10 protein-coding genes are annotated in these 10,678 nt (G+C 54.0%); all 10 read right to left on the bottom strand.

Features of this window, described 5'->3' with window-relative positions; genetic code table 11:
- The coding region (ahcY, locus tag Q7U71_06315; GenBank protein ID MDO9391370.1) for an adenosylhomocysteinase at positions 1 to 1,165 on the bottom strand (1,165 nt) is incomplete at its 3' end.
- Positions 1,166 to 1,277: 112 nt separating this feature from the next.
- Positions 1,278 to 2,423, bottom strand: coding sequence for a methionine adenosyltransferase (metK, locus tag Q7U71_06310; GenBank protein ID MDO9391369.1), 1,146 nt, complete (start codon positions 2,421 to 2,423; stop codon positions 1,278 to 1,280).
- A gap of 46 nt (positions 2,424 to 2,469) precedes the next feature.
- Complete coding sequence (locus tag Q7U71_06305) at positions 2,470 to 3,447, bottom strand: sugar phosphate nucleotidyltransferase (GenBank protein MDO9391368.1); 978 nt, start codon at positions 3,445 to 3,447, stop codon at positions 2,470 to 2,472.
- A complete protein-coding gene (locus Q7U71_06300) occupies positions 3,444 to 4,517 on the bottom strand; it encodes a bifunctional phosphoglucose/phosphomannose isomerase (GenBank protein ID MDO9391367.1) in 1,074 nt (357 codons plus the stop codon). Before Q7U71_06300 ends, Q7U71_06305 begins: the two co-directional genes overlap by 4 nt.
- Positions 4,518 to 4,671: 154 nt before the next feature.
- Positions 4,672 to 5,280, bottom strand: a complete 609-nt coding sequence (locus tag Q7U71_06295) for an acyltransferase (protein ID MDO9391366.1) — start codon at positions 5,278 to 5,280, stop codon at positions 4,672 to 4,674.
- Between the two features lie 250 nt (positions 5,281 to 5,530).
- Positions 5,531 to 6,910, bottom strand: coding sequence for a sugar transferase (locus Q7U71_06290; GenBank protein ID MDO9391365.1), 1,380 nt, complete (start codon positions 6,908 to 6,910; stop codon positions 5,531 to 5,533).
- A 22-nt stretch (positions 6,911 to 6,932) separates the two neighbouring features.
- Positions 6,933 to 7,922, bottom strand: coding sequence for a glycosyltransferase (locus Q7U71_06285; protein ID MDO9391364.1), 990 nt, complete (start codon positions 7,920 to 7,922; stop codon positions 6,933 to 6,935).
- 7 nt (positions 7,923 to 7,929) lie between these two features.
- Entirely contained in the window at positions 7,930 to 9,396 is a 1,467-nt protein-coding gene (locus tag Q7U71_06280) for a radical SAM protein (GenBank protein ID MDO9391363.1), read from the bottom strand.
- A gap of 16 nt (positions 9,397 to 9,412) precedes the next feature.
- A complete protein-coding gene (locus tag Q7U71_06275; GenBank protein MDO9391362.1) occupies positions 9,413 to 10,474 on the bottom strand; it encodes a glycosyltransferase family 9 protein in 1,062 nt (353 codons plus the stop codon).
- Positions 10,471 to 10,678: glycosyltransferase family 1 protein (locus Q7U71_06270; GenBank protein MDO9391361.1), on the bottom strand; the 208-nt coding region annotated here is incomplete at its 5' end. The genes Q7U71_06275 and Q7U71_06270, both read right to left, overlap by 4 nt.

The following is a 10,678-nucleotide window of genomic DNA, read 5'->3' as shown; positions in this document are numbered from 1 at the left end:
CTATCTGCTGGTCCATCTCCTGTGGCAGCGAATAGACCTTCTTTTGCATGCTCCGTCCCTTTTTGGCCAGGGTCTCGGCGGCCAGGGACTGGTTGGCAAAGCTCATGTCCATCACGCTGGCCGGGTGCCCCTCGGCGGTGGCCAGGTTTATCAGCCGGCCCTCGGCCAGAATGATGACGTGCCGTCCCGAAGGCATGGTGTATTCCTCCACCAGCGGCCTGACCTCGCGCTTGGCCTTGGCCACCTTGCGCAATCCGGCCAGGTCCAGCTCCACGTTAAAGTGCCCGGAATTGCAGACGATGGCGCCGTCCTTCATGGCCTTGAAATGCTCGGGCCGGATGACATTGATGTCGCCGGTGACGGTGATGAAGAGATCTCCCAGCCTGGCGGCCTGGGCCAGGGGCATTACCAAGAATCCGTCCATCAGGGCCTCCAGGGCCTTGACGTTGTCCACCTCGGTGACGATGACGTTGGCGCCCATTCCCTTGCCCCGCATGGCCAGACCCCGTCCGCACCAGCCGTAACCGGCCACCACCACGGTGGAGCCGGCCAGCAGGAAGTTGGTGGCCCGCAGGACGCCGTCCAAAGTGCTCTGCCCGGTGCCGTAGCGGTTATCGAACATGTGCTTGGTCAGGGAATCGTTGACCGCGATCACCGGAAAGGCCAGGGTCCCGGCCTTTTCCATGCTCCGCAGACGGATGACACCGGTGGTGGTCTCCTCGGTCCCGCCGATGATGTTCTTCAGCAGGTCGCTCCGTTTAGAGTGCAGCTCGGAGACCAGGTCGGCCCCGTCGTCCATGGTGATGTTGGGCCGCTGGTCCAGCGACTGGTTCAGGTGGCGGTAGTAGGTCTCCTTGTTCTCGCCCTTGACCGCGAACACCTGGACGCCGAAGTCCTTGACCAGGGAGGCTGCCACCTCGTCCTGGGTGGAAAGCGGGTTGGAGGCGCATAATCTGAGCTCGGCTCCGCCGGCCTTAAGGGTCCGCATCAGGTTGGCGGTCTCGGCCGTGACATGCAGGCAGGCCGAGAGCTTGACCCCTTTAAGGGTCTTCTCTTTTTCAAAGCGCTGGCGGATGATCCGCAGCACCGGCATTGACTTCTCGGCCCATTCGATCTTGTTTTTCCCCTGGGCAGCCAGTTTGATATCCTTGATATCGTAATTCATTCTTTCTTTCTCCTTAATTTTGTAACTCTTCAGAGCCACTAAGACACTAAACCAGGTTTATAGAACAGAAGATCGTGGCCGGGTCTTGGTGTCTTTGTGGCTGAATGATCACTTATTTTTTAGCCGCGGCCTTAAGCTTGGCGGCCATGTCGGTCTTTTCCCAGGTAAAGCCTTCCTCTTCCCGCCCGAAGTGGCCGTAGGCCGCGGTCCGGCGGTAGATGGGCCGTTTCAGGTTGAGCATCGAGATGATGCCGTGGGGGGTCAGGTCAAAGTGCTGGCGGATGATCTTGGTGATCTTGGCATTGTCCACCTTGCCGGTGCCGTAGGTGTCAACCGCAATGGAGACCGGCTCGGCCACTCCGATGGCATAGGCCAGCTGGATCTCGCAGCGATCGGCCAGCCCGGCCGCCACCACGTTCTTGGCGATGTACCGGGCGGCATAGGCCGCGCTCCGGTCCACTTTGGAGGGGTCCTTGCCCGAGAAGCAGCCGCCGCCGTGCCGACCCAGTCCGCCGTAAGTGTCCACGATGATCTTGCGCCCGGTCAGGCCGGAATCACCCTGGGGCCCGCCGATGACGAAGCGCCCGGTGGGGTTGACCAGGATCTTGGTCTTGTCGTCCATCAGCTTGGCGCTGACCACCCGGTTGATGACGTGCTTGATGATGTCCCTCTTGACCCTTTCCTCCTTGACCTCGGGGTTATGCTGGGCCGAGATCACGATGGTGTCCACCCGCTTGGGCTTGCCGTTGTCGTATTCCACCGTCACCTGGGACTTGCCGTCGGGACGGAGGTAATCCAGGGTCCCCTTCTTGCGGACCTCGCTCAGCCGCCGGGTCAGCTGGTGGGCCAGCTGGATGGGCATGGGCATCAGTTCCGGAGTGTCGTTGCAGGCATATCCGAACATCATCCCCTGGTCGCCGGCTCCGCCCACATCCACCCCCATGGCGATGTCGCCGGACTGTTCCTGGATGGAGGTCACCACCGCGCAGGATTCATAATCGAACCCGGTCTTGGCGTCGGTGTAACCGATGTCCTTGATGGTGTCGCGGATGATCTTGGGAAAGGGGATATAGCAGTTGGTGGATATCTCACCGACCACCATCACCAGCCCGGTGGTGACCAGTGTCTCGCAGGCCACCCGGCCGTTGGGGTCCTGTTCCAGAATGGCGTCCAGGATTGCGTCCGATATCTGGTCGCAGACCTTGTCGGGATGGCCCTCGGTCACCGACTCCGAACTGTAGAGGACTCTTTCTACCATTTGGTTTTTCTCCTAAAATAAAAGGTTTATTAATATTCTTTGTCTTTTAAGTCAGATCGATTTCCGAGCCGTCCCCCACGTTGAGCCGCCGCTGTTTGCCCCGGACCGTGGCGTTGTCCCCCAGCAGGGAGTTTTGAATCATCATGGTCTCTATCTGGACATTGACGCCGATGATGGTGTTGGATATTATGGAATTTTTTATGCTGCTGCCGGCGGCGATGGAAACATAGGGCCCGATGATGCAGTGTTCCAGCTTGGCGCCGGGATCGACGTAGACCGGGGGGTTGATCACCACCCCCGGCCGCGGTGTGGGATGGAGCGAGCTCATCTCCAGCAGCTGGCGGTTGGTCTCCAGCAGGGTCTCCGGCTTGCCGCAGTCGTACCAGCCTTCCACGGCGAACGATTCCATGGTCTCCCCCTGCTCCAGCATCAGCTGCAGGGCGTCGGTCAGCTGGTATTCCCCCTTGGTCTTGATCTTTTTCTGGTACAACTGGTCGATGGCGGCGTACAGCCGTGGCATTTTTCTGATCAGATATATTCCCACTATGGCCAGGTTGGTCTTGGGATTCTCCGGTTTCTCCACCAGCCTGGTTATTTTTTTGCCGTCCTGCTCCACCACCCCGAACCTCCGGGGATCGGCCACCGGCTTGACGCCGATCTGGGAATTGGGCTTGGAGAGGATCTCCTTAAAGCTGGTCTTGAAGATGGTGTCCCCCAGGATGATGATGGCATCGTCGTTCCCCACCGTCTGCTTGGTGAGATAGATGGCGTCGGCCAGCCCCCTGGCTTTTTCCTGGGTGACAAAGGTGGTCTTGAAGGGAAAATTGCCTTCGACATATTCCCGGATCTTATCGCCCATGTGGCCGACAACCAGTATCACCTCGTCGATGGGCAGGCCCTGGAGCTGGTTCAGGATGTGGCCGATGATGGGCTTCCCGGCCACCGGGATCAGCACCTTGGGTGTGCTGTGGGTGTGGGGCCTTAAACGCGTGCCGGCGCCGGCTACCGGGATGATGGCCTTCATTTGCCGTCCCCCAGTTTGCTTTTGAGGAATTTTATCCGCTCCACCGGGGTGGGATCGACCTGGTTCAAAAGCGCCAGGTAGTAGCTGGTCATATCGCCCAGGAAGATGGCCGAGAACATCCGGGCCAGAAGCGACTGCCCCATGGTTTCGACCTTGATTATCCCGGCCGCCTCGGTCTTTAAGATATCTGAGATGATCCCGGCCCGGAGCTGGTTGGAGCTATGGTCCTCCCGGTCCGACAGCATCACGATCTTGGTGCTTTGGCGGATCTGGGAAAGTTCCTGCCAGCCCACGATCTCGTTGTGGCAGAGCTCGGGAAAAAATGCGCAGTAAGAAAGCATCTTGGAATTTTCGTTGACCTGGTTGGTCCAGCGCCGGGCCACCGGCCATAGGCTGTCCACCGAGGAATAGATCACCGGCAGGTGATTATGGAGTTTCAGGGCCAGTTCTTTGGCCTGGTTTTTGGGGGCCGGATTTTCCAGGGCAAACTCCGCGGCCAAAGTTTCCAGCAGAGCAATCGCCTCCACCGCCTCGGATCGGGAAGCTTTGATCAAACCTAGCTTGGTCAGCATCCCCCAAAGCCCGAAGAATGAGTATCCCAAGGCTCCCCGCGGCGGCAGCCCGCCGGGAATTATCAGACAGGTATTGTTATTTTGCTGACATAGCGATTTTAACTTTCCCCCGGAGGTGATGCCCAGTATCCGCAGGCCTTTCTTCTGGGCCTGATGATAAGCGGAAAGGGATTCCTCGGTGTCGCCGGAATAGCTGCTGATCACGGCCAGATCATTGGTCCCGGCCCAGCCCGGCAGTCCGTAATTCCTTTGGACCCAGACCGGCATGGCCATCTTGTCCTGGCCGTAGGCCAAGATGATGTCGCCGGCAATGGCCGACCCGCCCATCCCGCATATGATCAGGCTGCGGCAGGGGTCACCGGCCAGGGACATTTCAGTTTTATCGACGATCTCCAGCACTTCCCGGGCCTGCCGGGGCATGGAACAGATGACCCCATACATGCCGGAGGGATCGGCCGTTTCAAGAAATTCAGGTTCGATTTTATTTAGTTCTATCATTACAGTGCTGACTCTATTTTTATTGTTATTCTGCCAACCTCATAACTTAATTTACCCGAATTAACCACATAAAACACAAAAATCACAAATAATATTTCTTGCATGGACACAATTCTAATTTCCTGTTTATTTTGAATCCCTTTGTGCCCGGAGTTTACCCTGATGAATAGAAGGGTGCCTTTTGTGGCTGAATGGTTATTTTCTTTTTACCGTGGTTGACATACTTCCGTCCGCAATCGGGGCAGGCCGATATTTTGCCCTTTTTAAAATCCAGCGATCCCCCGCACTCGCACATCCAGCCCATCTGGCGGGCCGGCACCCCGGCCATCACGGCGTAATCCGGCACATCCCTGGTGACCACCGCCCCGGCCGCCACCATGGCGTGGCTCCCGATGACTATCCCGCACAGGATGGTACTGTTGGCCCCCAACGAAGCGCCTTTTTTAACCAAAGTGGGGATCCATTTCCCGTGTTTGGGATAGGCCGCCCGGGGATTGAGGTCGTTGGTGAAGACCACCGAGGGCCCGCAGAAGACCTGGTCCTCCAGGGTCACCAGATCGTAGATGGAAACGTTGTTCTGCAGCCGGCAGCCATTGCCGATGACCGCCCGGCAGGATATATAACAGTTCTGGCCGACGCTGCAATCCTCGCCGATCGTAGCCCCCTGGCAGATATGACAAAAATGCCAGATCTTGGTCCCTTTTCCCACGTTGACCGGCAGATCGGCAAAGGACGTTTTATGCAAATAATATTTTGTCGGCATATTGCTTCCGGTCAGTCAGAAGGTACGGTTATGATGTTGCAGTTTTGTCCGAATATATCTTTTAATTATACCAAATAAACCGGTCAAAGTCCATAATAAGCAGCAACTTAATACAATTATCGAGAAACAGGATTGGGTCTAAGGGTTTAAGAAGAATTCTTTATCAAACGGTAAAGGCTAAGACCACGCATAGTAGCCTTTACACTTGACAGTATCAAAAATTGAAGTTCATTTACATCAACCTCTGCCGTTACTGTGCACCTTTTTGCATCAAAACAACTGGTATTGTTAAAAGCATAATTTTAATATCCAGCCATAAAGACCACCTATCGATATACTGCATGTCAAGCTCCATCCACTGGTCGAAATCTATCTCGTTCCGCCCGTTAATCTGCCATAAGCAGGTTATGCCTGGGATCACACTGAGCCTGCGCCTTTGCCATAACTGCAGGTTGTTGGCTTCACCTACCGGCAATGGCCTGGGTCCTACCAGGCTGATATCCCCTATGATCACATTGAACAATTGTGGCAATTCATCAAGACTGGTTTTGCGCAATAACTTTCCGATCAAGGTCAGCCTGGGATCGTCTTTGATCTTAAACACCGGCCCCGACATCTCGTTTTTTTCTCTTAATTCATCCTGTAATTTCTCCGCGCCCTGGATCATCGACCTAAATTTATATAACTTGAATACCCTTCCATTAAGTCCGCTGCGAGTCTGAGAGAACAGAACTGGGCCTTTCGATGACAATTTTATCGCTAGGGCAATCACCGCCATCAACGGCAGAGTGATTGTAAAAACTGTAGCAGCCACAGTAAAGTCAATGATCCTTTTAATCACATGATCCAAGGCTTTACGCCGGACGATGTCAAAAGTCACCATGGGGATACCACAACAATCCTCGATCCGGGCAATGCTGGCCCGGTTTTTCAGCCAATCGGTCATGATGTGGACTCCGACCCCCATCTGTTCGCACAGGCTGATGTGCTCCTCGATCTCCCCCAGTCTAGAGTAATTGGTGACGAAGATCACATCGTCCACCACGCTGCCGCGGAGGATCTGGGCCAGATGTTCGGCCGGACACCGGGCAAGCTCCTGGACCACTGTTATCCCCCATTCGTCATTCTTGCCGGAAAAGCCCCTGTAATTGGGAATATCGGCCCCGCTGCCGATTATCACCACATGCCGGTAATCCTTTTCCTGGTAGAACAGGCGGTAGGAGAACAGCAGCACCATGCGCCAGATGGTGAGCAACAGGCAATTGACCGTAAAGAATATCAGCACCAGGGCCCGGCTCACCGACATGATCTTGAGGAAATACGCTATAGTGATGGCTACGAACAACCCGACCAGGTTCGCCTTGTACGCCGGAAGCAGTGGCAAAGTATACCGCCCCAGTATCTTGACAGGTTGGTAGCGGCCAAGCCGGGAATAGAGAAGCCACCAGAGTGGAAGTAACAATAAAAGTGCCTTAAGGGTGGGAACCAAGGGATATATCCCTCCTTCCTTAAACCAGGGAAGAGGGATAGATAACCGAAGCCAGTAAGCGATAAAGAAGGAAGCGATAGTAATCATCAGATCGCTTATCAGCATCGAAATCTGCAAAACCGAACGTTTTTCACGAAGCACAGTTAATCCTCCCATACAGAACTTATCGAGGCCGCCGTTTGGTGAACAGGAAGAATGTCATAGCCCCCCGGCAAATACCCCACCAATGAGCCAAAGCCCTGCCTGCGATCATCCCCACCGCCACTACGGCTACCATTTTGTCCCGTTTGAAAGAAAATAAAATAAACGGCATCGTAGCCAAAAGGAATAACCCACCCAAAAGGGCTGAAACTATAACCCAAGGTGCCCACCAGAGGCTCATCAAACCGGCTAAAATCATGCCGGTAATTAGAAATGGCTGCATTTTTGTAAGCTGGGGGGTGTGGCTGTCAATAATGATCTTATTGGGGTTATTTCGAAGTGCCAGCATGCGCCAATAGGCGTAAAGATATTTTTTCCGGATATACTCCATCAGGCGGGCGGGATGAATATGATATACAATTGCCCGGGGATTAAAAAACAAATGATGCCCCTGGTTGCTGATACGATATGACAGATCGACATCTTCGTTGGCGGCCCGGCGGAAATTCAGATCAAAACCCCTGAAAGACATGAATAATTCCCGGTCATAAGCCGCCGCATAAGTATCAATAAAATCAACATACCTGGTACGAGACAACAATCTGTATTTATCCTCATATTCCAATTGGGCAAATCGGGCCACCAAAGAACGTTGGTTGGTCCTATAGGCCCCTTTTACTCCGACTATAGTTGGGTCAGATTCAAATGGGACGGTCATTTCACCAAGCCAGCCAATGGTGGGAGTACAATCTGAATCCGTAAATACCACAATCTTCCCTGTTGCCTGGGAAGCCCCGAAGTTTCGGGCTGCCGCCGGACCCTGGTTATGCTGCTGGATCAGCCTGACCCCAGGATATTTGCGGATGATATCAGCCGTCCCATCTGTAGAGCCGTCATCCACGACGATCACTTCATACCTCTCCCTGGGCAACGACTGGTTGCACACGGCATCAAGGCAGTTTCCGATATTCCGTTCGGCATTATATACTGGTATGACTACTGATAAATCCATATGGTCCTCAGCAGCTCTTTTTCTTGGGGTCTGCGCCCCGGAAAAGGAATCGGGCGAATGTCTTAAACCCTATTAATAGCCTCTGGAATTCGGCCGGTTGACGCAAGCCGTCCCATATTTTTTTCATGAGGTACCAGGGCCTGAGATAATACTCACGCCTAGCCCGGTCACAGAATTCGACCAGATCCCGGCTGGTCAATCCGGGCCGGCTGACTATGCTGTTGTGCATACCTTCGGGGGTCAGCCATTCCCGGAAATCGGTGGTGGTAAGGAAACCGTTTGACTTTGCCCATTCGTAAGCCTCCGTGCCGGGGTAGACCATGATCGGATAGAACTGGGCCGTGTCGGGGTTCAGTTCCTTGGCGAACTCAAGCGTCGTCTCCAGGGTCTGCTTGGTCTCGCCGGGATTACCAACCATAAAGCACCCGTGCAACCTGATACCTGCCTGCTTGGCGTCTTTGAAGAACTGCCGGACCCTTTCGACCTTCAGGCTTTTTTTCATCTGATCAAGCACCCCTTGGTCACCACTCTCAACACCTACGCAGAAAAGGTCGGCCCCAGCCTTTTTCAATAACTGCATGGTCTCGAGGTCAATGTCGCATCTGGAATTGGCCGACCATTTGAATTTGAGACCACGTTTCAGCACTTCTTCGGCAAACTCAACACAGCGCTTTTTGTTAAAAGTAAGGGTATCATCCTCAAACATTATGCTTTTGACGTCGGGGTAATTCTTTAAGATAAACTCAATCTCGTTGACCACATTCGGAATGGACCTTAAACGGGGTTTCCGGCTGCAGAACACCTGGGGGTACACGCAAAAAACGCATTGATGGGGGCAACCCCGGCCAGTTATGATTGTCACTATCGGGTATTCGCTATGCCCGTAAAAGTAGTGGCGATGGTCAAGGTGTTTAAGATAGGCGGCGCTGACGAAGGGCAGCGAATCCAGATCTTCAGCCAATGGCCTCTGGGGAGCAACGAATATCTTTTCACCTTTTCTAAAGGCCAGTCCCTTAACGGTGGTCGGATCACCTCTTTGCCCGATCACTTCTGCCAGCTCAGCCAGGGTATGTTCGTACTCCCGGATGGCCACCGCATCGATGGCGGGATTGATCTTCAGGGTCTCTTCCGGCAAGGCTGATACGTGGGGGCCGACCAGCACCACCATCGATTTGGGCACCACCGCCTTGATCTTGGCGCCCACCTCGACGTCGTTGTAGATGCTGGGAGTGCTGGTGTCGAGGACGACCATCTCGGGGGCAAATACGGTGATGCGGGATTCTATCTCGGGCCACTGCAGGCTGTCAGCCGGGCTATCAATTAGCACCACCTGGTGGCCTTGTTGCTCCAGATACCCGGCGGCATAGCATAACCACATGGGGTAGTACAGGGTTCCGCTTTTGGTCACTGCCGGGCTGCGTTGTTCGCGGGAGAACCGGTTCAAAAAGGGCGGGTTGAGAAGAAGGATTTTCATGATCTAGTCTCAATAGTTAATGTTGACACCATATATTTTTCATTGCTTCCGCGACTAACACCGGGTCTATCTCGTCAAAGGTTCTCGAGGCCGCAAGGTCTTCACCATGGTATTTGCCGGAAAATATCGGGACCGCATTTGTAGGCGAGAAAACGGCCACCGGCGCGCGGGGGTCAACGAACTCCAAGGGATTGGTGGGACCGAATACTGCGACGGTAGGCGTGGACACCGCCTGTGCGATATGAAGAGCGCTGGAGTCATTTGTCAGCAGCATTCTTGATGCCTGAATGACCGCTGCGAACTGTCTGACCGTTGTTTTTCCGGTCAGATCAACCACCCGGCCCTGGCCCAGAGATTCCTTTATTTGGCTGACCGTTCCTTGGTCAGAATTTGCGCCCAACAGGACAATATGGGCGTCCGTGGCAAGGCGGATGAACATTTTAAGAGCCGCCCCCATTTGGGGATAACGTTTCGCAGTTATCTGGTTGCCGGGATTATAGCCCCCCCCGGGGAATATGGCGACATAATTATTCCGGGCAAGCTTGTGTTTGTCCAGCAATTCGTCCATACTCCGTATTTCTTCGGGTAAAAATACCACCCTCGGCCTAGGTATCTCTCCGGTGGCGTCCCCTCCCTCTTGTTCAATGGCTTTGCGTGCTATGGCAGGGTAAACTTCGGTATAGTGATTCATACCGGGGGAAAATGAATCCTTATTGGAACTGACGATTGCCGTAAGGGAACCATGACCAGGAAGGATGTGATCCTTGGCGTTCAGGGCACTCACCAGCATATTGGGGCCACGGCCGGCATGAAACGAAACAGCCAGATCGTATCTCTGGCTCCGCCATTTCAATATGGCCGGCAAGATCCGGTCAAGTTTTTTCCGGGGCCAAAAGACATTGGTGGGCTCGATGATGAATTTGTTGACAGCAGGATCATGCCTTAAGATTGGTTCGGAAGAATCAAGGGTCAACAAGGTGATCTCGCTGTCGGGAAAGGCATTTCTGATCATTTGAAGACCGACCGTGGACATTACCATATCGCCCAGGGACATGAATTTAACGATGATCACTTTCATGTCTTCAGCCTGCTGTCATGCAGTACTTTTTCGAACAGAACGGACAATCGTTCTGCCGTTTTCTCAAAACCGAACAGCTCGGATCGTTCCAGTCCCTTTGCGATCAAGTCCAGGCGAAGGGCATTGTTGTCGAAAATTTTACTTATTGTTTCAGCCATGCTTTTGACGTCAGGCGGATCAAAGTACATCCCGGCCTCGCCGCAT

Source organism: bacterium (assembly GCA_030655055.1).
Lineage (GTDB): Bacteria > Edwardsbacteria > AC1 > AC1 > EtOH8 > UBA5202.
The sequence above is the reverse complement of the archived record's forward strand: the minus strand, read 5'-3'. Positions and strand labels throughout refer to the sequence as shown.

Excerpts from the sequence above, each read along its gene's own strand:
- metK (MDO9391369.1), bottom strand. The coding sequence starts at position 2,423 with ATGGTAGAAAGAGTCCTCTACAGTTCGGAGTCGGTGACCGAGGGCCAT.
- Q7U71_06305 (MDO9391368.1), bottom strand. The coding sequence starts at position 3,447 with ATGAAGGCCATCATCCCGGTAGCCGGCGCCGGCACGCGTTTAAGGCCC.
- Q7U71_06300 (MDO9391367.1), bottom strand. The coding sequence starts at position 4,517 with ATGATAGAACTAAATAAAATCGAACCTGAATTTCTTGAAACGGCCGAT.
- Q7U71_06295 (MDO9391366.1), bottom strand. The coding sequence starts at position 5,280 with ATGCCGACAAAATATTATTTGCATAAAACGTCCTTTGCCGATCTGCCG.
- Q7U71_06285 (MDO9391364.1), bottom strand. The coding sequence starts at position 7,922 with ATGGATTTATCAGTAGTCATACCAGTATATAATGCCGAACGGAATATC.
- Q7U71_06280 (MDO9391363.1), bottom strand. The coding sequence starts at position 9,396 with ATGAAAATCCTTCTTCTCAACCCGCCCTTTTTGAACCGGTTCTCCCGC.
- Q7U71_06275 (MDO9391362.1), bottom strand. The coding sequence starts at position 10,474 with ATGAAAGTGATCATCGTTAAATTCATGTCCCTGGGCGATATGGTAATG.